Here is a 22,308-nt window from a genome sequence, read left to right on the forward strand (position 1 = left end):
TCTGATTGGGTGAAGCTCGCGCTGCGCCGGCAGGCGGACTACTTCGCTGCTTCGATTTCGCCTGGTCGCCAGGACTTGTCGAAGAAGGACTGCAGCGGGCTGTACAGGCGGAGGAGGGTGAACCAGCCCCGCTCGGGGTCGGTCTGGATCCAGTTGCCCGGAGCAACGCCATCGGGCTTGGTGGGCGAGAAGTAGACCACCGTGGAGCCGTCGGCCTCGGGCTCCGCGGCGGGTGAGGGGTACTCCTGGCTGCCGGCCCGGGGATAGAGCTGCTCGGTCTGCAGCATGGAGCGGGTCTGGTTGTCGTAGAGGGTGAGCGACCAGAAGCGGGCGGCGGGAATCTCCTTGGGAAGTCTGAGCCGATAGGTCTTCGCGCCGTCGAAGGGTTCGCCGTCGGGATCGACGTTGCTGACCAGGTACTGCGAACCGACGCCGGTCAGCCGCATGCACATGGCGGGGGTGATGCAGGTCGCGGTATAGAGGAACGACGTGCGTCCGTGCAGCCGACGAGCCCCCTGGTTCGGGAAGAGCTTGATCCCGTCCGGGGTGACCAGTGGCGGCGGGTTGGTGAACTCGAACCCACCGACCCACAGCATGTTCCACCATGCGGAGCCACCCTCGTAGTACCGGAAGTCGTCGCTCGGGAGGGCCCCCATCCCGAGGGTCCGGGAGGCGGCGTTGCCCACAGCCGCCGCCTCATCGAGGATCGCCCGCAGCCGCTTGTCGGGGGCGAACTTCTCGCCCTTGACGATCCCGATCGCGGCGAACTGGCCGGCGAGCTCGGTGTCGAGCGCCTCGGCCGGCTCCAGTTGCACGAGGGCGTCGAGGAGCTCGTAGTGTCCGAAGTCGGCGGGCGGAATGGTGTTGAACGCCAGCCCTGTTCCCTCCACGAACCGGGGGCTCTGCGGACCGGCCGGCTGACCGAGACGACCCTCCCCCGTCAGGAAGGCGCCGATGCTGCTGCCGACGCCGCCGGGAGCGTACGGGTAGATCTTCAGCTGCTCCTTGACCTTGGCGACGGTCGGCGCGGGGTCCATGCCCGGGTTCTCGTTGATGAACGCACGTCCGACGATGGTCAGGTGGTTCGTGCGCGATTGGCGGACGTAGTACCCGCCTTCGGGCAGGGGCCCGTCGTACCCGGGGCCGACCAGCAGGTAGGTGCCGCCCTGGCCGCGATCCGCACCGGGCAGCCCGAAGTCGCTGATCCAGCGGAACCACATGTCGTCGAAGAGGCCGAGCGTATCGGCGGGAGTCTCCACCACCAATGGTCCCTGCGACAGGTCGAGAAACGCCCAGAAGTAGACCGTGTCGGCGTTGCCGGTCAGGAACAGCGACCGGGAGTCCATCAACTCGGAGCAGATCATCACATCGCCGTCCGCGATCCCGACCTCCAGGAAGCCCTGTCGCAGGGCGTAGGTCGACACACCTTGGAAGGTGTTCATGAACGTCTCGACGCCGTGCAGGTAGTCCAGGTGGTCGCGCAGCTTCTCCGCGGTCCCGCCCGTCGGGTAGCCGTCGGTGAACTCCAGGACACCGATCCCTGCCTCCACCCTCGCCGGGGTCATGATCGCGGTGGGTACAGGCGTCTTGGTCACATCGGCGGGCATCGCGGCCTCCTCCAGATCGTTTCCTCTGGCTGGAACGTAGTTCTGGCCTTTGCCACGGTCATCACGCTGTTCGTGTGAATTCACATCATGTGAGTGATGCGAGCGGTGACAGCTCCGCCGTTCAATGGCACTGTCCCGAACCGGGACCTGTCCGACGACGGGTCGGGCCGTGGAGGCCGGAAAGGAAGCGTCCCTTGGACTACACCGCCGTCCTACGCCGCCTCTCACTCCACGACGACCAGGTCGTTGCAGATGTCCTCGGCAGCGCGGACACCCAGCCGGGGCTTGATCCGATTCTCGATGCGAGAACGGTCGCGCTAGTGCGGCTTGCTGCTCTGGTCGCGGTCGGCGGAGCGGTTCCGTCGTACGGCGCTCAGGCCGATGCCGCGGTCGATGCCGGCGCGACGGCTGCCGAGATCGTCGAGGTGCTGGTGGCAGTCATTCCGGTCGTCGGGCTGCCGGTCGTGGTTGCGGCGGCCCCGAAGCTGGCGCTGGCGCTGGGGCAAGACGTCGACGACGCCTTCGGAATCCTGCCTGGTGGGTGATCGGGGTCAGCCGCCGAGCAGACCGATCCTGGTGGCCTGTTGCACCGCGTCGCTGCGTGAGGAGACGCCCAGCTTGCGGTAGATCGACGCGAGTTCGGAGCTGACGGTGTTGCGGCTGACGAACAGCCGTTCCCCGATCGCGCCGATCGTCAGATGCGTCTGCAGGTAGGGCAGCAGCCGCAGTTCCGCTCCGGTCAGGGGTGCTGCGCGGGTCGCCGCGCTCTGGGCGTTCGCTGCCACGGTCTGGCGGACCTCCGCTACCTGTTCGACGAGCGCGCCCAGGGCCGGCCGGTGGCGCAGGATCTCGTCGATCTCTCGCAGGAGATGGCGAGCGGTGGCCTGATCGCCTCGTGTCGAGTACGCCTTGGCGAGCTGCAACCGGGCGCGCACCGCGAAGAAGGGCAGCACGAACGTGCACGACGGACGTGCTCGCATCGCCCGGGCGAGCTCTCGGTCCGCCCCCTCCAGGTCGCCCCGATGCACCGCAAGGCGAGCCGCCAGGGCGAAGGCCAGCACGCTGACCGCGTAGTCCTGCATCCGATGCGCGTCGATGACCGCGACCGCCCGTTCGACGCGTTCGGTCGCCTCGTCCCAGTGCCCGTGATCCATCGCCAGCAGTGCGAGCTCGGCCTCGCCGTCGACGACCGTGTCGGTGTTGCCGAGTGTCGTCCCGATACTGACCGCCTCGACGAACAGCACCCGCGCCTCGTCCAGGTCGGCAGCGAGCAACTGCGCGTGCGCGGACAGTAGTACCGCCGTGTCGAGCCACGGGCTCCACGTCGGCTCCTGGGCTACCGCGGCGTTGGCGTCGACCATCATCTGCTCAGGTCCCGAGGCGCACACGACGGCGCGCAGCATGGCTCGAGCGGAGTCGAACGATGCCGTACCGTCCACCGGCACCTGGTCGAACGATGCGGCATCCACGATCGCCGCCCACCGTTCGGCCGCCGCGGTCTGCCCGGTCAATGCGGTCACCCAGCCTGCCAGTACGGCGAGCGGTGGATATCCCTCGACGGCGGAGTCGCCCAGCGTCGAGAGCCATCGCTGGACGGTCGACATCTGGCCGGCGTTGTACGTCGGCAGCACCAGGGCCGTGACCAGCTGGACGCACCGGTCTGCCACGGCGGTGTTCAACAGGTGCTCGACGGCCAGGCCCGGAGATCCGTTCGACTCGTACCAGTCGGCGGCGCGCAGGTGCAGTTTGACGAGGACCTCGGGCTCGACGCGCCGCAGCTCCGCGAGGAGGAACTCCCGGTACAGGGCGTGGTAGCGGAACCACTCCCGGTGCCGGTCGAGCGGGATCAAGAACGAGTTCGATGCCTCCAGAGCGCGCAGCCGTCCCTGCCCGCCGGATTCGCCCGTGACGGCATCACACAGCGGGGCACACAGCTGGTCGAGCACCGCCGTACGCCGCAGGAAGCGCTGGGTCTTCTTGGGCAGCAGCATCAAGGATTCGCGGTACAGGTAGTCGGCCACATAACGGTCGTCGCCGGAGACTTCCAGCCCCCGGTCGCGGTCGTGGCCTGCGATCACAGCGGCGAGGTAGAGACCGACCGGCCAGCCCTCGGTCCGCTCGGTGACCGCGGCCGCCAGCTCATGAGAGATGCCGACGCGAGCCTCGGCGAAGATCTGCTCGGCGCCGGTCTCGTCCAGGGCCAGGTCGCCCGCGTCGAGTTCCACCGCGTCGCCCGACGCGCGGAGCCGTGGCAGGTGGGGCTGCTCGAACCGACTTGCGGCGACCAGCTGGGAGCCGTCGGGTATCCCCGAGATCGCCACGCCCAGGGCGTCGTGACAGGCCGACGCACGGAGCTCATGAAGATCGTCCACGATGAGCACGAACGGTTCCGGACTCGACCTGAACGCCGCGGCGAGGCGGGGCGCGGCACGTCCCAACACATCCACGCACAGGCCGCCCATGTCGGCGGCCAGGCCGGCGTTGTGCGGCGAGACCCGGGCGAAGGCCGAGGCCAGCAGGGTGAGCAGAACCGCGGGGTCGTCGTCGTAGCGGTCCAGGGACACCCAGCCGACCGGACGATCCTCGACGAGCGCCCATTGCGCCAGCAGGGTCGTCTTGCCGTAGCCCGCGGGCGCGGTCACACCGACGACGCGGCAGCCGCCGGCCCGCGTCGCATCGATGATCGCGGCGCGACTGACCGACCCCCGGCGAGGCTGTGGAATCGAGAGCTTGGCCTCGAGCAGGGATTGATCAAGCTGAACCGCGGCGCCAGGTCCGTCCCACACGACCTTGAACCTACGTTTACCGGGGCAGGAGGACCTCATCCCCCGCGTATGAAAGCCGGACAGACGGGTTCACGCAGTCTGCATGATGCGGCGCCTTCTCATTACGAGTGCGATCGGAGCATCGAGCGAGCAGTGACGACGGAGGTCATCATGGCGACCGACTACAACGAACGCGCCCGACGGCTGCGCAATGCGGTGGAACCGGTGGCGGCCGGGGTGTACTTCGCTCCGGAGGCGCACGCGGCCTACGGGAAACTGGGGTTCGATTCCACTGAGGTGGTGGGCAAGGACGGCATCAGCCGACCGGAGATGAAGGCGTACTTCACCAGTCGGGGCGCGAGCCTGGGCCACGTGCCGGGAGAGGTCGTGGCTGCCGCCTTCGGCTGCTTCAACCCGAAGGTCGTCGTACCTGGCGTGGAAGCCGGCTGGCGGATCACCGACCGGGAGCCGATCCTCGAGGCCCGGCTGCAAGGTGCGACCGAAATGCTACAGCGGGTGCTCGGCGAGAAGCCCGAGGGCCTGGGCAGGGTCACCGACCTGCTGCGGCGGGCGGCCGACGCGGCGCCGTGGGCCGGTCGGGCCATCTACTCAGGACTGCGCTCGGAGGGCTTCCCCGGCACCCCGATAGGTGACATGTGGCGGGCCGCGGACCTGGTGCGCGAGCACCGCGGAGACAGTCACGTCATCTCCTGGGCGGTCGGCGGCGTCGACGCCATGGAGATCCTGCTGCTGACCGAACAGTATTGGGGGGTACCGGCCCGCGCCTACGCCCCGAGCCGCGGCTGGACCGACGCTGACATGGACGCCGGATTCGCCCGGCTCCAGCAACGGGGCCTGATGACCTCCGACGAGCGGATCACCGACGCCGGACGGGCATTCCGAGAGGAGATCGAGGTCCGCACCGACGAACTCGAACGGCCGCTCCTGGACGCACTCGGCAACGACCTGGACGAGCTGCTCGAACACCTTGACGCCTGGTCCGAGGCGATCATCGACGCCGGCTCCTACCCACAGCGGATCGCGGGGGTCTACAACGTCGGCGGCGGACCACACTTCGGCTCCGGGCTGACCATCGACACCGCAGCTGCGCAGTACGGCGAGAAAGCCTGACGATGAACGAACTGCGCCCATGAAGCCACTGACTGCGCGGCGACGACGGTGGCTGATCACGCGGGGACTGCTCCGGGCACTCGTCACCGCGGTAGTGATGGTTGCCCTGTACTACGTCCTGCCACTAGACAGCCGGTCTGACATCGCTGTGTTCGTCGTGCTCGTGGTCGGCATTGCGCTGCTCACCGGAATGATCGCCTGGCAGGTGCGAGCGATAGTCCGCTCGGACTATCCGGGCGTCCGCGCCGTCCAGGCCCTCGCCTCCACGACTCCCCTTTTCCTGCTGCTGTTCGCGTCCACGTACTTCGTCCTGAGCCTCAACGATGCCGCGATGTTCACCGAGCCGCTGACCCGGTCGGACTCGATCTACTTCACCGTCACCATCTTCACCACGGTCGGCTTCGGCGACATCTCGGCCAAAGCCGAGACCACCCGGCTCGTCGTCACCGCCCAGATGCTGCTGGACCTCGTAGTGCTGGGACTCGGCATCCAGGTGATCCTCGGGGCCGTGAAACAGGGCAAGGCGAACACCGACACCGAGACCTGACGGGTGGCATTTCACACGATGTAGGTGATTCAGCATCGGATGTACGGCGGTTGCATGGAGCATGCAGACGCGACATCGCCAGGTGACCCGCGGCCGCCGACTGTCGTACCTACCGGCGGCGACAGGAGGAATCAGATGACGAGCACGCCCAGCACCGCACGCGACGTCTACGAGCGGGCCCGGCCATTCGCCCTGACGCTCCTGCTGGGGGCCGCCGCCTTCACGATCGTCCTGGTCGGGATCCGGTCCATCGCCGACATCATCGGGCCGGTGTTCCTGGCCCTGGTCATCACGGTCACCCTGCACCCGATCCGCCGCCGGCTCGAGCGGCACCGTCTTCCCGAGTGGGCCGCCTCGATCGTCATGCTGCTCGCCGCCTACCTGCTGCTCTTCCTCCTCACCCTCGCGCTGATCGTCTCGGTGGCGCAGCTGGCCGCGCTGCTCCCCCAGTACGCCGCCCAGATCAACGAGGCGGTCGCGAGCGTGGGCAACACCTTGCGCGGTCTCGGTGTCAAGCAGGATCAGATCAACGCCGTGGTCCACGCGATCGACCCGGCGCGGATCGTCGACCTCGCGATGTCGATACTTTCCGGCACGCTGGGAGTCGTCAGCAATCTCTTCTTCCTGTTCACCGTCCTGCTCTTCATGGCCTTCGACACCGACTCCACCCGCCGGGGTCTGGCCACGGTGGGCGAACACTTTCCCAACCCTGTGGCCGCGCTGGACAACTTCGCGCGGGGCGCTCGCAACTACATGGGCGTCTCAGCCGGCTTCGGACTCGTCGTCGCGGTGCTAGACGGCATCGCCTTACAGATCATGGGCGTACCCGGGGCGTTCGTGTGGGCCGTGCTCGCGTTCGTCACCAACTTCATTCCCAACATCGGCTTCGTCATCGGCGTGATCCCACCCGCGCTGATCGCGCTGCTGGACAGCGGCCCCGGGACGATGATCGCCGTCATCGTCGTCTACAGCGTGATCAACTTCTTGATCCAGTCGGTCATCCAGCCACGCGTGGTGGGCGACGCCGTGGGACTCACGGCGATGCTGACCTTCCTGTCCCTGGTGTTCTGGACCTGGGTCATCGGACCACTCGGCGCGATCCTCGCCGTACCACTCACACTGCTCACCCGGGCCCTGCTGGTCGAAGCCGACCCCCGCACACGGTGGGCCTTACCCCTCATCGCTGGTACGCCGGCACCGGACAAGCAGCCGAAGTCCAAGGCCGCGCCCGAACCGCTCCAAGAGGAACCCCTCGGATGAGTTCGTGCTGGGTTCATTCAACCTGGATGATGCCTCGAACCGGCCGCAGGCGCAGGGTGGGCTGCGGCGTCGGACTCGCCGTCGCAGCAGACCTTCTGAGGAGAAGCCATGTCGGATCCCACCGCATCTGATACCCCCGTTCTCGACCTCCTGGAGCGCATGACCGTCGATTCCGTGGCCACGTCGAGCCTCGACGTGCAATCCATCGCGCTTGTCAGACTCGCCGCCCTGGTGGCCAGCGGTGCACCTGCCGTGTCCTACGCCCTGAACCTGGCCGTCGACGCCGAGGTCGGCCTCAACGCCGACGACGTACGCGGCGTCCTCGCCGCGATCGCACCCATCGTCGGAACGTCGCGCGTCGCCGCGGCAACAGGCCGCATCGCGATGGCGCTCGAAGTCGCCATCGACGTGGCCACGGCAGACCTGGAAGACGACCTCGACACCAGTGACTGAGCCAGCGGCTTCATCTGGCTCTGACAGGACGACTATGTCCGGACTCGACGCAGCAGGCGCGGTGTTGCCGTTGCCTGTCGCGAATGGAGGTGCGTGATGGCGACCCAGCCGAATGTGGTGTTCATCCTGTGCGACAACGTGGGCTGGGGCGATTTCGGGGTGTACGGAGGGGGCACGCCGACTCCTCGCATCGACCAGCTCGCGGGCGAGGGCATCCGGTTCAACAACTACACCGTCGAGGCGCAGTGCACGCCTACACGTTCGGCGATCATGACGGGTCGCCAGTCGGTGCAATCGGGAACGTACAGGATTCCGTTCGCAGGCGAGGGGAAAGCCGGGTTGGCGCCCTGGGAGTACACGATCGCCGAGCTGCTTTCGGATGCTGGCTACGCGACGTCGTTGTTCGGCAAGTGGCATTGCGGTGACACCGAGGGCCGGCTCCCGACGGATCAGGGCTTCGACGAATGGTGGGGCTACCGCAACAGCGTCGATGAGGCCGGCTGGACGTCGTACGCGACGTTCGATGCGATCGCCAAGGCCAAAGGGATCCAGGCGCCCCAGCTCTGGGAGGGGACGAAGGGCGGCACCCAGACCGCGGTGCGTGAACTGAACCTGGAGGTGCGCCCGCTTCTGGACGAGTTGATCGTCGAGCACACGACCGAGTACATCAAGCGACAGGCTGCAGGAGATAGGCCGTTCTTCACCTATGTTGGGTTGTCGCACATGCATCCGCCGGAGGCGGTGCACCCGGACTTCGACCAGACGTCCCCGGCGCGGTTGGGGCAGTACGCGGACCTGATCGCCGAGATGGACTACCGCGTCGGACAGATCGTGGACTGCATCGAAGAGGCCGGGATCACCGACAACACGCTGATCGTGTTCTCCAGTGACAACGCGGCCGGCGGGACCCACGCGTTCCAGGGCGGATCGAATGGACCTTTCCGCGGGTCGTTCGTTACACCTCCGTGGGAGGGCTCGATGCGGACCGCCGCAATGGTCCGCTGGCCGGGGACGGTGCCTGCGGGCGTGGTCACCGAGGAGATGTTGTCGGCCCATGACTGGTACCCGACGTTCGCGGCGCTGGCCGGGGCTTCGGACAAGGTGCCGACCGACCGGCCGATCGACGGCATCGACGCTTCGAGGTTCCTGCTCGGCGAGAGCGAGACCAGCGGCCGGGAGAGCATCTTGTTCTTCGGTCCCGATGGTTCGCTGATGTCGGTCAAGTGGCACAACTTGAAGGCGGTCCTGCGTTACTGCGAGGGCATTGATCAGCCGATCGTGACGCCCCAGTGGCCGATGTTGTTCGACCTCGCCAGCGACCCGGGCGAGTTGTACAACATCATGGAAACCAAGCTGGATATGGGCTGGATGGTGGGCGTCGCCCTCAAGTTCGTTGCCGACTACAAGGAGAGCCTCGCCAAGTATCCGAACATCAAGACCGGCCAGGACTTCAACGGGTACCGGTGATGGCCACCACCACGCACCACCTCCGGCACCGGCGGGCCCTCAGCCCAGAGGGCCTGCCATGCTGATCGCGCTGCTGGCGCTGCTCGGTGTCAACCTGATCGTCATCGTGGTGCTCCTCGGCTTCGTATTGGCTCGCAAGCGATGGGTCGACCGACAACCGGGCGCCTTCCGCGGAGCCATCCGCCTCGCCGACGGTCAGCTCGACGGCATCGCGCCGAAGTGGCGCCGCGGCTACGGTCGCTGGGTCCGAGACGTCTTCGTCTGGACCAAGGCGCCGTTCCTGTTCCGCAACGAGCTACTCGCCGCCGACGGCGTCGAGGAGCAACGCACCGCGGCGCCCGGCGAGGTCAAGCGGCTGGGTGACAACCCCGCCGTGATGCGGCTGAAGGTGGGCAGCGCCAGTGTGGAGGTGGCAACGCCCGCCGGCCAGGAAGAACGCCTGCTCGGGCCGTTCCGCTAACACCATCCGCGGTGCAGCTCGGGCCTGACCAACTATGCGACTGCCGCGACACGGACATGCGTGCATTGCCATTCGTCGGATCCGGAGCGGCTGCCGATGCCACGAATGGCCTGGGTGCTCCTCGGAGCGTTCGTAGCCACGATGGTGGTGCGCCTCGCCGGCATCCGGTGGGGCGCTCAGCGGCGCCGCGTTCTACTTCTTCCGCCGGGCCTTCGGGCTCATCGTCGTGGCAATGGTGATGCACGGCTTGTTCGACATCGGGACGTTCCTGACACCTGACTACGCCCCGGACTCGATAGGCAACACGGCGTTCGTGCTCAACATCGTCGTGTACGTCCTTGCGGCGGGCGCCGTCCTTTACCTGATCCGGAGGGACCGCACCTTCAAGGTCACCCCAGCCGGGATCGTCCCGCTGGCAGAACAGGAGGCTGCAGGTTGAGGCGAGCGCGAAGCAAGGCCTCCCCGGGGCGAACAACACGCCCCGTCCGGCTGCGACGCCGAGGAAGGCCTGCCAGTTGGCAGGGCCGTCGCCGGGGTCAGTGCGCCGGGTGTGACCGCAATCGCTGGGGGTCAGCAATCCCTAGTGGTGGGTCGGTGGGATGGGGGCTTGGCTCGCGTTCTTGGGCAGAATGGCGTCGGGAGCACATCCCATCGAGAGGGGAACCATGGCCGAACCCGGCGTGACCCGCGTCGCCGTCTACATCGACTTCGACAACATCGTGATCTCGCGCTACGACCAGGTGCATGGTCGTAGCCAGTTCCAGCGTGACAAGGTGCGGGCGTTCGACCGGGCGGAGACGTCGGCCGAGCCCGACATCGCGGACAAGCTCAGGCGCGCCACGGTCGACATCGGCGCAGTCATCGACTTCGCCTCGTCGTTCGGCACGCTCGTTCTCACGCGCGCCTACGCGGACTGGTCAGACCCCGTCAACGCCGACTATCGAGGGCAACTGGTCAGCCGCGCAGTGGACCTGGTGCAACTGTTTCCCGCCGCCGCCTACGCCAAGAACGGTGCCGACATCAGACTGGCCGTAGATGCGGTAGAAGACATGTTCCGCCTCCCGGACCTGACCCATGTGGTGATCGTGGCCGGGGACTCCGACTACATCGCCTTGGCACAACGCTGTCGGCGCCTTGGCCGCTACGTCGTGGGCGTGGGGGTGGCCGGATCGACCAGCAGATCGCTCGCCGCAGCCTGCGACGAGCTCGTGACGTACGACGCCTTGCCCGGTGTCACACCCATCGACACCTCCCAGTCGGCGACCGAACAACCGGCAACCTCCAAGGCCGAACCCGACGCACCCGCCGGAACCTCGCGACGTATCAGGCGCGCGGGCGCCGCGGTGCCCAACGAGGCCGATCCCGACTCCGAGGACCCCCAGCGGCTGGCGACGAGCCTCCTCGAACGGGCGCTGCGCCTGGGACAAGAGAAGGACGACGCAGACTGGCTGCACAGTTCCGCGGTGAAGAGTCAGATGAAGCGGATGGACCCGTCCTTCAGCGAGCGGGCGCTCGGCTACCGATCGTTCTCGGACTTCGTGAGATCACGGGAAGCCGTCGCCGAACTCGACGAGACAACCTCCGCACAGCTCGTACGGCTCAATCCGACGCTGGCCGCACAGTAGCGGACGTTAGCTGCACTCGGTGGCGAACTGTGAGGTGATCGCGGATCGCCGTGCTACTGGGTGTCGACCACGCGCACCCCGGGACCGCCGGAGGGATCGCGGCCATCGAGCCAGTTGTCGATCACCTGCGCCAACTCGCGTGGGTGGCTGAAGTTGATGGCGTGTGCTGCGCGCTCGATCACCACCACGCTGACATGCGCCCGCCCACCGACGTCTCGTACGCGATCCGGGCCTGGCATGAGCGGATCCCGGCCGCCCAGGACGGCGAGCGACGGAACCGGCGCGTGCAGCAGGCGCTCGAGGGATGGGAACCGGGTGAGTTCGTGAAACAGTCGCAGACCGTTCAAGGGCCCGAACTTCACATAGTCGGGCAAGGCGACCGGCACCATCCGCGGGCTCTCCCGGATCACATCGAGACCGAGCTGGCCGAGTGCGCGCGGAAGTGGCTGGTTCTGGATTCCGCCGGCCGGGGAGACGAGAACCAGGCGGTGCACCCGTTCGGGCGCTGCGTGGGCGATCTCGAGGCCGATGGGACAGCCCATGGAGTTGCCCACCAGGACCGCGGTGTCGATGTGCATCTCGTCGAGGACGGCGAGGAGCGTCTCGGCGAGCTCGGGAATGCCGAGCACGTGCTCGCCTCGTTCGCTGCGACCGTAGCCGGGCAGGTCGGGCACCAGGTTCACCCGACGCCCGGTCAGTAGCCGTGCGGTCGGCATCAAATAGCTGCCGGAGATGCCGAAGCCGTGCACATGAACGATGGGGACGTCAGCTGCATCGCCGAGACTGCGGCGGTAGTAGACCGACCGGCCGCGCACGCTGATGTACCCGGCAGTCCACCCGCCGCCTGTGAACGTGTCACGCTCCGAGCGCACCCGGCTCACTCCTTCGACCGCCGTCCGACAAGTGTCGGATGGACGGGGAAAGCAGCCATCATCCGAGACGGATGACTGGACGCGTCGTCCGGGCGGCGTGCTCAGCCGCTCAGCCCGACGCCGATGACGAAGCCGCCGATCAGGATCATCATCGTGGCACCGACCGTGGTGGAGTGCGCCGCGATCCACCCCTTCGCCGAGAGGAGGCGAGGTTCCATCCACCGCGGGAACAGGAGCGTCGCCACGATCGGAATGCCAACGGTGCAGGTGGCGATCGCGGTGTAGAAGACCACCAGACCGAGGTCGTCGTGGAACACCAGGTTCAACTCGACGATCGCCAGGCCTGCCGCCACCGCCAGGAGCAGCGCCTTCGGACGAAGGTTCAGCACCAGGCCGATGCCGAACACGGACAGGATGCCGAACGTGCCGATTCTGTCCAGCCACCCCGGTCCACTTCCGCTCCCTGCGCGGGACCGACGCGCGAGGGTCACCACGCCCAGCAGCACGAGGACAATGCCGATCACCACCTCGAGCTTCCCGACGAGGGCCTCATGTTGGCGCGGTCGGCCGGGAAGTGCCTGGCCGGCCACAATCGCCAACTCGACTGTGGCGAAGGTGCCGAGCACCGTGCCGGCCAGGAAGCCCAGGCCGGAACGGCTGCGGCTGTCCGACAGCAGGAGGAAGATGGTGGCGGTGATGGGGACGCTGCTCAGCGCCGCCGCGAGGGCCAGCGGTATTAGCTGAAGCAGCGCCTGCCCCATCGCGTCTCCGATCTCCACCCCACGACCAGGCTTCCGGCTTGGCATACCAGGCCGTCCCGTCATCGGAAGTATCGCGCACCCGGCACCCAATGCCTCAGCGAGGAAGGCCGCGGCCGGCAAGTCGGTAGGGCGGTGACGCTGAGGGGCGTAGCGGGGGGCGTCATACCAACCGAAGGAGGTCAGGCACGGATCAGGAGGACTGGACGGGTGGGGGCTTGTACAGTTCCTGGACAGCAACGTCGATGTCCCCGCCGCCTACCTCGACCGGCTCCAGGTACAAACGCGCCGCGGCAACCAAGCCGCCACGCACGATCAGGATCGTGACACCGCGCATAGCGAACAGTGAGCCGTCCGCGTGATGACCGCGCCAATCCCACTCCCCCCACTCGGTCCCTCCCTCCACCGAACAGGCAATCAACTCCGAGACAAAGTCCGGCACACCCTCAAACACCGACGACCAGTTCTCCAGGACCTGCGCGCGCCCACCAAAAGCACGGCTCGGGTGAAGCGGTTGGACGCTTTGGTAGTCCTCGGCGAACAGAGACGCTACCGCCCGGGCATCATGGGAGTTCGTCGCATCCCTGAGCCGTTCGAGCATGGTCGACATACCAACAAAACCTAGACCGCGACCACCGTGGACGTAAGGCCACGCATGTGACCTCCTTCGCGACCGGAGGAAGGCTGGAGACACAGCACCTCGCGGCGGTTTCAAGCAAGCGCCGTTCGCCGCGATGGTGGGGAGGCGGAGGCCCTGTTGCTCGGTTGAGTAACAGGGCCTCTGAGGCGGTGACATCGCCAGAGCATCTACTTGACTTCGGACTTCATGACCAGGTGGAGGCCGAGGATGGAGGGCAAGACGAGCCAGGTTGACGCTGTGACTGCGACGTTGGCCCATTGCTCGGCGGTGAGGGTGCCTTGGAAGAGGGCGGCCTGGGCGTAGTTGAGGTCTACCCATGGCTGTAGGTGTCGGAACCAGTCTTGGCTGGTGGCCAGGATGCCGGCGACGGTGGGCAGCAGGAGCGAGTAGACGAAGTACGTCACCAGGGCCGCCGCCGAGCTGCGGATCAGCATGCCCAGCATGGTGCCGGTCAGCAGACAGAGCAGGCTGCCCAGCACGATGTTCAGGCCCTCGGCGAGCGACACGTCCCACACCATGTCCGTCCCGGCGATCGCGGTTCCCACCACGTTGCCGATGGCTCCGATCACGAAGGCGAACAGCATCGAGGCGATGGCCACGGCGACCGACGAGACGACCTTGGCCGCGATCACGCGGTTCCGGTGCGGGACCAGCGTGAACGTCGTCAGACCGGTGCGTTGGCTCCATTCGCCGGTGATCGACAAGATCGCGATGATCGGCAGTACGACCGTCATCGGGAATCCGATCGCCTTGGCGAAGGTGTAGTAGGTGAGGTCCGCGTCGGGGGCGAACGCGATCGTCCCGATCGTGGTCAGCAGGGCGGTGATGACGATGCTCGCCATCAGCCAGAAGCCGGAACGGGTGTCGAACATCTTGCGCAGCTCGACCTGGACGACTCGCGACAGGGGCACCGGGTGTACGTCGGCGCGCTGCTTGTCGACGGGGTCGATGACGATGGCGGTCATGCGGCTTTCCTTTCTCGTTGGGTGTCGGCCCTTTCTCGTTGGGTGTCGGCGGTGAGCTGAAGGAACATCTCCTCCAGTCCGCCGTCGGCGGTGCGCAGCTCGATGAGGGCCACGCCTGCCTCGTGCGCCACTCGTCCGACCCGTGCCGGGTCCGCGTCGGTGCGCAGAGCCCCGTCGTCGGAGACGGTGGTGTGAAGACCGGATGTGTCGAGCGCCCGCTTGAGCGCGTACAGGTCCACGGCTCGGGCGACGGTGCCCGCGGACTGCAGGAGCTGCGTCTTCGAGCCCTGGCAGACGATCCTGCCCTTGCCGATCATCACGATGTCATCGGCAACGACCTCGATCTCGCGCAGCAGGTGCGAGGACAGCAGGACGGTTCCGCCCTGGTCGGCGTAGTCGCGGAGCAGGTCCCGCATCCAGCGGATGCCGGCCGGGTCGAGCCCGTTGGCCGGCTCGTCCAGGATCAGCACGGCCGGGGCGCCGATCAGGGCGGTGCCGAGGCCGAGCCGCTGGCGCATCCCCAGCGAGTAGTTGCGCACCCGGCGGTTCGCCTCGGTTTCGGTGAGGCTGACCAGCTCGAGCATCTCCGCGACCCGATGGCCGGGTAGCCCCATCGTCCGCTGGGCGATGGTGAGGATCTCGCGGCCGGTGCGGCCGGCATGCTGGGCCGAAGCGTCAAGCATCACGCCGACCTCTCGGCCTGGGTTGGGAAGGTCTGCGAACCTTCGACCGGAGATGGTGGCACTCCCCGAAGTGGGTGAGGTGAGGCCGACCATCATGCGCATCGAGGTGGACTTGCCGGCCCCGTTCGGACCCAGGAAGCCGGTCACCCGGCCTGCTGGCGCAACGAAACTGATGTCGTCCACGACGGTGCTGGCGCCGTACTTCTTGGACAGCGAGTCGATGGTGATCATGTCTCAAACGCTAGGAACTCGGCGGCGTCAGCGCGTCGTCATGAGGTCGCGCTTCAGTCCGACCAGCCGATGAGTTGAGGGTCCTACTCAGGTAGGACCCTCAGCTTGGGTCGTCCGGTTGCGTCTCGGACGTGTCGAAGAGGCCCGTCTGGTAGGCGAGGACGATCGCCTGTGCACGGTCGCGCAGCGCGAGCTTTTGCAGCAGGCGGGTGACGTGAGTCTTCACCGTGGTGTCGCTGATGAACAGCTCGTGCCCGATCTCGGCGTTGGACAGACCGCGCGTGATCAGGCGGAACACCTCTGTCTCGCGGGTGGTCAACGTGTCCACGGCCTTCGGCGGAGCCTGTCGTTGGAGTCGGGTGAAGTGCTGGATCACCCGTTTGGTGATAGCGGGCGAAAGGAGGGCATCTCCGGCGGCGACGGTTCGCACAGCGGCGATCAGCTGCTCGGGAGGGTCGTCCTTGAGGACGAACCCGCTCGCGCCGGCTCGCAGTGCTTGGTACACGTAGTCGTCGAGATCGAACGTGGTGAGGATCAGGATCCGCGCGGACGCATCGGCGGCGAGGATCCGTCGGGTCGCCTCGAGCCCGTCGAGCTCCGGCATGCGGATGTCCATCAAGATGACGGTCGGGTGGAAGCGGGCTGCCTGGGCGACGGCCTCGAGGCCGTTGCTCGCCTCCGCCACGACCTCCAGGTCGGCTTCGTCGGCGAGCAGCAGCCGGAACCCCGCCCGTACCATCGATTGGTCGTCCACCACGAGGACACGGATGGTCATCCGGCACCGTGATCCAGCGGAAGCTGCGCGCGGAGTACGAAGCCGCCGGCCCGGGATGTGCCCGCGCTCATGCCCCCGCCGAAGATCCTGACGCGCTCGCGGATGCCGACCAGTCCGTGGCCGACACCGGCGTCGGTGGAAGGACCGCCGGGACCGTCGTCGCGGACTTCGAGTCGAAGCTCTGTGGCGGAGTAGTGCACTTCCACCTCCGCCTGGCTCGCACGAGCGTGCTTCAGGGCATTGGTGAGCCCCTCCTGCAGGATCCGGTAGGCGGAGAGGTCGAGGCCTGGCGGCAGCGCGACCGGCTCACCGCTGATCTGGAGCCGTACGGGAAGCCCCGCGGCTCGTACGTCGTCCACGAGTGAGTCGAGGTTGCCGAGTCCCGGATGCGGCAGGAGCTCGAGTTCGTCGTCGTCATGTCGCATGGCGTTGAGCAGGCGGCGCATCTCCGCGAGCGCCGTGCGTCCGGCTTGCTCGACGTTCGTGAGGGTCTCGCGATCCTCCGTGTCGGTCTCGGGCATCCGGTGGCGCACAGCCCCCACCTGCAGGACCATCACGCTGACGGCATGCGCGACGACATCATGGAGCTCTCGCGCGATCCGTCCGCGCTCCTCGGCCACCGCGACGCGAGCCGCCGCCTCTCGCTCTCTCTCGGCCCGGGTCGCGCGCTCCTCGGCGGCCTTGGTCTGCTCGGTTCGCTCCCTGAGCGCGTAGCCGACCAGCCAGCCGATCGCGAACAGCACCGGCGTGAAGATCACGTCGCCTCGCGCGTGATTCGGGTCGTTGTAGATGACGATCGCCGCACCGCCGAGCACGATCGCCAGGCCGACCCGTGCCTGCCTGTCGCGGGGCAGGTTGCCGAGCAGTAGGGCAGCACCCATTCCGGCGAGGAAGAGCCCGGCTTTGTCGACGATGAGCAGGCCGTCCACGAAGGAAAGCGCCGCACTCCACAGCCAGGTGACCGCCGGTGCGCCGAAGGGGAAGCGGCGTCGCGCGAGCAGGGTGAGAACGATCGCGGTGACCGCGAGCACTTCGAACAGGAGCAGGAGGCCGGTCGGGTGACCCGGGTCGTCGCGCCGCGCCGTACTGATCGCACTCTCGACCGCCGCGATCACAATCAGGACGTCGAGACCGTACTTCGAGAAGAACAGCCGCGCTCGGCTCACCTCGTCAACGTACGTCACCACGATCGTTGTCGCGTCCTACCAAGGTCGCACGGCCACTCATCGCTTGGTGCCCCCGTGAACAAGGCCTTCCGACGACGCGCCCCGGGGGGACCCGCCCATAGCGTCGTGAACACCAAGGATTGCTGAGGACAAGCCTCAGCCCGCGGAAACGAATGAGTGGGCGACATGACGACATCCGATACCGCTACCCGGGCAGTCCACATCCCGACCTGGTCCCGCGGCACTGTGCTGAAGGTGTGGGCAGCGGCGGCCCTTCCCATGGGAGTACTCGCCTGGGTCGTCGCGCCCGCCCTGGCGCACGCTTTCTCGGGGCCGATGGCCCTTCCACAAGCACTCATCGTGTGCCTCGCGGCTGGATTGATCTGGCAGTTCGTCCTCGTTCTCATCGTCGTACGACGCGAACAGGGCACCTTGCGCTGGCCGGTCGTCAAGGCCGCACTGTGGCTCAACGCCCCGATCAGCCCGCGCACCGGCAAGCGCAGCAACCGGCTCTGGTGGATGGTCCTGCCGCTGACGGCTCTGCTGGCCCTCGAAGAAATGTTGCCGTCTCTCCCTACTCCGGTGTCCCGCGACCTCGGTCTGCTGCTCGGATCTGACAGCGGGCAGGCGTGGATGTCCGGCAACTGGATCTGGTTCGCCCTGCTCGTCATCGTGTTCATCTTCAACACCGCTCTCGGCGAAGAGCTGTTGTTCCGAGGTCTGCTGCTGCCCCGGATGGGAACATTCGGCCGAGCCGACTGGCTCGTCAACGGCGTGCTCTTCGCCTGCTATCACCTGCACGAGCCGTGGGTGATCCCACAGACGTTCCTGGTCGACACATTCGCCGAGGCCCTGCCCTCGCGCCGCTGGCGCAGCTCCCTGATCGGCATCGCGGTCCACAGCTCACAAAGCATCTTCTTCTTCGTGATCGCGCTCGCACTCGTCCTCCGCTGACACTCGATGTCAAGAGCCCTCGGTCTCGGGGTCGAGGCGTTGGGTCAGCCACTGCTGATAGGACTTGGATTCGTCGAGATCGGGCTCCGCACCGCCGGGGAGGGGGTGGTTGAAGACGAGGTGGGCGGTGGCCTCGAGGGTGGTTCGGAGCAGCTCGGCGGGACCGCTCGCCTCGAACCCCAGGGTCCACCAGTATTGGCCGATGGTGCTGACCTCGGTCAGTTCCACGTCGCACTGCGGCTCCTGGTCCAGTTCCGAGGGCCGCGCCACGATCTGTCCTCCGGCCAGCGCGAAATGGGCCATGCGTCGGTTCTTGCCAACCGGTCGCCAGCCGAGCGGGCTGCCGCTGTCCTGGTCGGCCACGCTGACCGGGAAGGACCACTTGTGCCAGGACTCCAGGCGTCCCCTGGCGCGGCCCTCCACCTCCAGGTTTCCCGGGCTCCCGTGGTACATCTTGACCTCCAGCGCCCTGCCCCCGCGGATCTTCACCGAAAGCCCGGGCAGCCGCGGATCCAGCAGGTAGCTGTCCTCGCGTGACTCCGTCCCGATCGGGAACCGCGCGAACCATCCGGCCACCGCGGTTTCCAGCCGGCCCGGGAACATCCAGCGAACCTCCAGGCTGCGCTCGCCGGCCTGGCCCGCAGGCGGTTCAGCCGTCATCGCCACACGCTCCTGACGCTGGCCGGGGGCCAACATGTCTGCGGGCCGCCGACTCACTGGCTTTCGGGCGTGGGGGTGACGGTCATCGGCAGGGCGCCGCCCTCGGCGGCCTCGAGCTCGTCCTTGTCCGGCAGTCCGCGCACAGCTCCGATGATCGCCACAGCGATGGCGGCTCCGAGCAACGGTCCTGCGATATAGACCCACCAGCCCGTGTAGTCGTTGCCGACGATGTCGGGCCCGAGGGTACGGGCCGGGTTCATCGACGCGCCGCTGATCGGGCTGGCGAACAAGCCGAGCAGCGCGACCGTCGAGCCGACCGCGATCGCCGCGTTGTGGCCGATGCTTCGAGCGCCGGTCGCTGTGTTGAGGATGATGCTGGCCAGGATCGCGGTCAGGACGGTTTCCATCACGAACGACTTCCACTCCCCGCCGGACGAGTTGACCGGGTAGTTCCCGCCCGTACTGACGTCGCCGAACATCAACTGCAAGAACAATGCGGCACCGATGGCTCCGGCGAACTGGACCACCCAGTACGGCACCACCCATTTGGTGGGAAACACTCCCCGGGCGGTGAAGGCGAAGGTCACAGCGGGGTTGATGTGGAGTCCCGACAGCGGGCCCCAGGCATAGATCATGGCCATGACCACCGCCCCGGGCGCGATCACCGCCGCGGTCCTGCTGATCGGTGCGTTGCCCACGTAATGGTTGATCACACCCGATCCGGCCGCCACCGTCACCAGGACGAAGGTGCCCAGAAACTCGATGATCAGCCGGATCCACAACGGCCGTTGCCGCAGGGTGTCTTCCTCGAACCGGACGAAGTACCGGTGCCCAAGCGATTCGATGCGCTCGGCATCGGGATCGACGGCGGGGTCTGCCATGACGCCTCCCTTTCCTTGTCAGCCGTCCGGACTGGACCGCCCGGCTTCGGGTTCAGATGTCGGTGGTCGCTTCGACCCTGCCGTCTTTGACGGCGCGCTGGAGCGCGGCGTAGTCGCGTTCGTTCTGGTCGGCGTAGGTTTCGGCGAAGTCGGCGATCGCCTCGTCGAAGGCGCTCGAGCCGCCGAGGTAGGCGGCCAGGGCGACGCGGTCGCCGGAGCGAGCGTGAGCGCGGGCCAGGGTCCGTCCGCACACGCGGGCATAGACCGCCAGACCCGAGGGAGCCACGTCCTCGATCGGGAAGGAGAACTTCCAGTCCTTGAGCTGGCGGACGTAAAAGTCCCGGTCCACTCCGTCCGGGCCCAACGTGTGGGTCCAGCCGAGGAAGATATCGCTTTCGGCCTGCATGAGGTGCTGTCCGGCGACCACGCGCTCGCCCTGGTTGGCGTACCGGCTGCGCCCGCAGTAGTCCGCCAGGACCGACGGCTGTGCCTCCTTGGCCTGCAGGAACACCGGCTCGACGCCGTCTCCGCTGTCCATCAGCACGATCCAGGCGCGGGTGCCGACGCTGCCCACGCCGACGACCTTGCGGGCCGCCTGGACCAGCGTGAACTGCTCGAGCATGTGCCGCCGGTCGGACTGCAGGGTGCGCCGGTACTTGCCCAGCACCGTGCGGATCTGCTCGTACACCTCGCCGGCCTGTACGTCGGCGAAGACCTCCTCGACAGGGACGATCATCGGGGGGTCACTGATGATCCGCCGACGGCCTTCGTCCACCGTGGTCAGCTTGCGCAGCGCCTGGGTGCTGTCCCGGGTGTGGGCCTTGGCCAGCAGCTTCTCCGTTTCCTTGAACCCTCTGGGCTTCATCTGGGATCGGAACTGCCCGATGGCGTCTTCGATGTCCAGGTGCGCGTACCACACCTGCAGGAATGTCTGCTTCGCGAACGCGCGCATCGCCTTCCGGTACGCCTTCACCCCCGTGAGGACGATCTTGCGGCGGTGTCTGCCTGGGTACCCGTTGTCCCGCCCCGCCACTGCCAGGCTCGCCGCGAGCCGCTTCACGTCCCATTCGAACGGCCCGGGCAGCGTCTCGTCGAAGTCGTTGACGTCGAAGACCAGCTCCCGCTCCGGTGAGGCGTACGCGCCGAAATTGGACAGGTGCGCATCTCCGCACAGCTGCACCCGCAGCCCCGACGTGGGCGTCGTGGCCAGGTCGGCCGCCATCGGCAGCGCGGCCCCCCGGTAGAAAGTGAACGCCGACACCAGCATCCGCCCGTTCCGGATCGGCACCAGCTCCGGCACCCGCGACTTCGCCTGCTCCAGGAGCAGTCCCACCGGATCCCGCGACCCGCTGGGCTGGAACTCCGCCTGCGACTCCAGGGGAGTGAGCCTCCGGGCGTCCTTCCCCAGCGCGACCCGGTCCGCACGGCTCAACTGGCTTCGTGTCGCGGCCGGCTTCGAAGGCCTATGGACCGCCCGCGCAGCAGGGCGCGCCGATCTGCTACCCCCAGTCTTCACAGCCATGGCTCCCCCTTCCGCCCCACCCCTACCCTGATACCGAGAAGGGCGGCGCGGCATCACCCCTGCTGGGTGACAAGAAGCGGAGAGTTTCCGCCTAGAAGCTGCCGATGCCCTTGCCGATCATGACGACGCCGATCACGAGCAGCAGCACCGCCATCACGGTCGTGTTCTCCCGGACGAGCCAGGTGCGCAGAGCTTCGAGCGGCTGGGCCATTCGGTCGGCGGCGACGAGGTAGGCAATGACCGGTATCGCGACGGTGGAGGCGGCGATCGCCGTGTAGACGACGATGACGACCACGATCTGACCGGTACTGAGGTCGCTTTTCCCGATGACGACGCCCGCCCCCGCGGCCATGATGAGGTTCTTGGGGTTAACAGCCGAGAGCAGTACTCCGAGCCCGAGCCCTTTGACCGGGGTCAGCGTGTCGATGGCCGACATCCATTTCGGCAACTCCGGCGGCGCATCACCGCTGGGCCGATCGCGCCACTGCTTGCCGGCCAGGACGAGGAGGAGGGCACCGAGGACCAGTTTGATCGTGCCCTGGACCGGCTTCGAGGCGTTGGAATCCTCCTCCGGCAGAAGGGACGACAGCAGGGTGAACGCGGTGACGGCGATGACCACGCCGGCGACCCAGCCGGCCAGGAACCCGATGCTGGTCGTCCTCGCGTTCGGTGACAGGAGCATGAGGATCGCCGCGATGATGGGGATGGGGCTGATCGCCACGCCCAACGCGAGGGGAAGGATGTCACCGATGACGCCGCCCATGCCTACCCCCGTCGGAGCCATCCCACTCGCCGGTCGAGATTCGAGCGTCAAGCGTTGGCGGTGGCAGGGCATCACCCCGCGGGGGTGATCTCCCGGCAGATGCCGTCCGTTCACCAAGAGCCA

Annotated in this window: 23 protein-coding genes; 10 read left to right on the top strand and 13 right to left on the bottom strand. The window is 67.3% G+C overall.

The annotated features are described in order from the left end of the window. Positions 1–38: 38 nt before the first annotated feature. On the bottom strand, positions 39–1,607 hold the full coding sequence (locus tag ACXC9Q_RS14915; protein WP_457057099.1) for a DUF1254 domain-containing protein: 1,569 nt from the start codon (positions 1,605–1,607) through the stop codon (positions 39–41). A gap of 194 nt (positions 1,608–1,801) precedes the next feature. Here ACXC9Q_RS14915 and ACXC9Q_RS14920 point away from each other — a divergent pair, with 194 nt between their 5' ends. Beyond that, positions 1,802–2,152: a carboxymuconolactone decarboxylase family protein gene (locus ACXC9Q_RS14920; RefSeq protein ID WP_457057100.1), complete on the top strand. Its 351-nt coding sequence runs from the start codon at positions 1,802–1,804 to the stop codon at positions 2,150–2,152. Between the two features lie 6 nt (positions 2,153–2,158). On the opposite strand, the gene ACXC9Q_RS14925 is transcribed toward ACXC9Q_RS14920, so the two are convergent. Next, entirely contained in the window at positions 2,159–4,393 is a 2,235-nt protein-coding gene (locus ACXC9Q_RS14925) for a LuxR C-terminal-related transcriptional regulator (RefSeq protein WP_457057101.1), read from the bottom strand. A gap of 132 nt (positions 4,394–4,525) precedes the next feature. Between ACXC9Q_RS14925 and ACXC9Q_RS14930 the strand changes: the two genes are divergently transcribed. From ACXC9Q_RS14930 to ACXC9Q_RS14965, 8 genes are all read left to right on the top strand, one after another. Next, positions 4,526–5,503, top strand: a complete 978-nt coding sequence (locus ACXC9Q_RS14930) for an SCO6745 family protein (protein ID WP_457057102.1) — start codon at positions 4,526–4,528, stop codon at positions 5,501–5,503. 19 nt (positions 5,504–5,522) lie between these two features. Beyond that, the gene (locus ACXC9Q_RS14935) at positions 5,523–6,050 is read left to right on the top strand and encodes an ion channel (protein ID WP_457057103.1); all 528 of its coding nucleotides are present in this window, start codon (positions 5,523–5,525) and stop codon (positions 6,048–6,050) included. Positions 6,051–6,185: 135 nt separating this feature from the next. Then, complete coding sequence (locus ACXC9Q_RS14940; RefSeq protein WP_457057104.1) at positions 6,186–7,310, top strand: AI-2E family transporter; 1,125 nt, start codon at positions 6,186–6,188, stop codon at positions 7,308–7,310. A 108-nt stretch (positions 7,311–7,418) separates the two neighbouring features. Further along, positions 7,419–7,763, top strand: coding sequence for a carboxymuconolactone decarboxylase family protein (locus tag ACXC9Q_RS14945; protein WP_457057105.1), 345 nt, complete (start codon positions 7,419–7,421; stop codon positions 7,761–7,763). A 96-nt stretch (positions 7,764–7,859) separates the two neighbouring features. Continuing rightward, a complete protein-coding gene (locus ACXC9Q_RS14950; protein WP_457057106.1) occupies positions 7,860–9,230 on the top strand; it encodes an arylsulfatase in 1,371 nt (456 codons plus the stop codon). Positions 9,231–9,288: 58 nt separating this feature from the next. Continuing rightward, positions 9,289–9,690 (top strand): hypothetical protein, encoded by a 402-nt coding sequence (locus ACXC9Q_RS14955; RefSeq protein WP_457057107.1) that lies wholly within the window; start codon positions 9,289–9,291, stop codon positions 9,688–9,690. A gap of 232 nt (positions 9,691–9,922) precedes the next feature. Next, entirely contained in the window at positions 9,923–10,129 is a 207-nt protein-coding gene (locus tag ACXC9Q_RS14960; RefSeq protein ID WP_457057108.1) for a hypothetical protein, read from the top strand. 226 nt (positions 10,130–10,355) lie between these two features. Then, positions 10,356–11,315 carry an NYN domain-containing protein gene (locus ACXC9Q_RS14965; protein ID WP_457057109.1) on the top strand — a complete coding sequence of 320 codons (960 nt, stop codon included), beginning with the start codon at positions 10,356–10,358 and terminating at the stop codon, positions 11,313–11,315. A gap of 53 nt (positions 11,316–11,368) precedes the next feature. Here ACXC9Q_RS14965 and ACXC9Q_RS14970 read toward each other — a convergent pair whose 3' ends face one another. From ACXC9Q_RS14970 to ACXC9Q_RS15000, 7 genes are all read right to left on the bottom strand, one after another. Continuing rightward, positions 11,369–12,187 (bottom strand): alpha/beta fold hydrolase, encoded by an 819-nt coding sequence (locus tag ACXC9Q_RS14970; RefSeq protein WP_457057110.1) that lies wholly within the window; start codon positions 12,185–12,187, stop codon positions 11,369–11,371. A 101-nt stretch (positions 12,188–12,288) separates the two neighbouring features. Beyond that, a complete protein-coding gene (locus ACXC9Q_RS14975) occupies positions 12,289–12,966 on the bottom strand; it encodes a GAP family protein (RefSeq protein WP_457057111.1) in 678 nt (225 codons plus the stop codon). Between the two features lie 172 nt (positions 12,967–13,138). After that, positions 13,139–13,555, bottom strand: a complete 417-nt coding sequence (locus ACXC9Q_RS14980; protein WP_457057112.1) for a nuclear transport factor 2 family protein — start codon at positions 13,553–13,555, stop codon at positions 13,139–13,141. Between the two features lie 197 nt (positions 13,556–13,752). Next, a complete protein-coding gene (locus ACXC9Q_RS14985) occupies positions 13,753–14,550 on the bottom strand; it encodes an ABC transporter permease (RefSeq protein WP_457057113.1) in 798 nt (265 codons plus the stop codon). Next, positions 14,547–15,464: an ABC transporter ATP-binding protein gene (locus ACXC9Q_RS14990; RefSeq protein WP_457057114.1), complete on the bottom strand. Its 918-nt coding sequence runs from the start codon at positions 15,462–15,464 to the stop codon at positions 14,547–14,549. Before ACXC9Q_RS14990 ends, ACXC9Q_RS14985 begins: the two co-directional genes overlap by 4 nt. 100 nt (positions 15,465–15,564) lie before the next feature. Further along, positions 15,565–16,239 carry a response regulator gene (locus tag ACXC9Q_RS14995; protein WP_457057115.1) on the bottom strand — a complete coding sequence of 225 codons (675 nt, stop codon included), beginning with the start codon at positions 16,237–16,239 and terminating at the stop codon, positions 15,565–15,567. After that, positions 16,236–17,405 carry a sensor histidine kinase gene (locus tag ACXC9Q_RS15000; protein ID WP_457057116.1) on the bottom strand — a complete coding sequence of 390 codons (1,170 nt, stop codon included), beginning with the start codon at positions 17,403–17,405 and terminating at the stop codon, positions 16,236–16,238. Before ACXC9Q_RS15000 ends, ACXC9Q_RS14995 begins: the two co-directional genes overlap by 4 nt. A gap of 186 nt (positions 17,406–17,591) precedes the next feature. Here ACXC9Q_RS15000 and ACXC9Q_RS15005 point away from each other — a divergent pair, with 186 nt between their 5' ends. Beyond that, a complete protein-coding gene (locus tag ACXC9Q_RS15005; protein WP_457057117.1) occupies positions 17,592–18,359 on the top strand; it encodes a CPBP family intramembrane glutamic endopeptidase in 768 nt (255 codons plus the stop codon). Between the two features lie 9 nt (positions 18,360–18,368). Here the strand turns inward: ACXC9Q_RS15005 and ACXC9Q_RS15010 are convergent, their stop codons facing one another. The 4 genes from ACXC9Q_RS15010 to ACXC9Q_RS15025 all read right to left on the bottom strand — a co-directional run bounded on the left by ACXC9Q_RS15010 (position 18,369) and on the right by ACXC9Q_RS15025 (position 22,206). After that, positions 18,369–19,019, bottom strand: a complete 651-nt coding sequence (locus ACXC9Q_RS15010) for a hypothetical protein (RefSeq protein WP_457057118.1) — start codon at positions 19,017–19,019, stop codon at positions 18,369–18,371. Between the two features lie 53 nt (positions 19,020–19,072). Further along, a complete protein-coding gene (locus ACXC9Q_RS15015; RefSeq protein WP_457057119.1) occupies positions 19,073–19,900 on the bottom strand; it encodes an MIP/aquaporin family protein in 828 nt (275 codons plus the stop codon). A 52-nt stretch (positions 19,901–19,952) separates the two neighbouring features. Further along, positions 19,953–21,332, bottom strand: coding sequence for a DUF2252 domain-containing protein (locus ACXC9Q_RS15020; RefSeq protein WP_457057120.1), 1,380 nt, complete (start codon positions 21,330–21,332; stop codon positions 19,953–19,955). A gap of 181 nt (positions 21,333–21,513) precedes the next feature. Continuing rightward, positions 21,514–22,206, bottom strand: a complete 693-nt coding sequence (locus ACXC9Q_RS15025; protein WP_457057121.1) for a GAP family protein — start codon at positions 22,204–22,206, stop codon at positions 21,514–21,516. Positions 22,207–22,308 lie beyond the last annotated feature (102 nt).

Source organism: Kribbella sp. CWNU-51 (genome assembly GCF_054073265.1).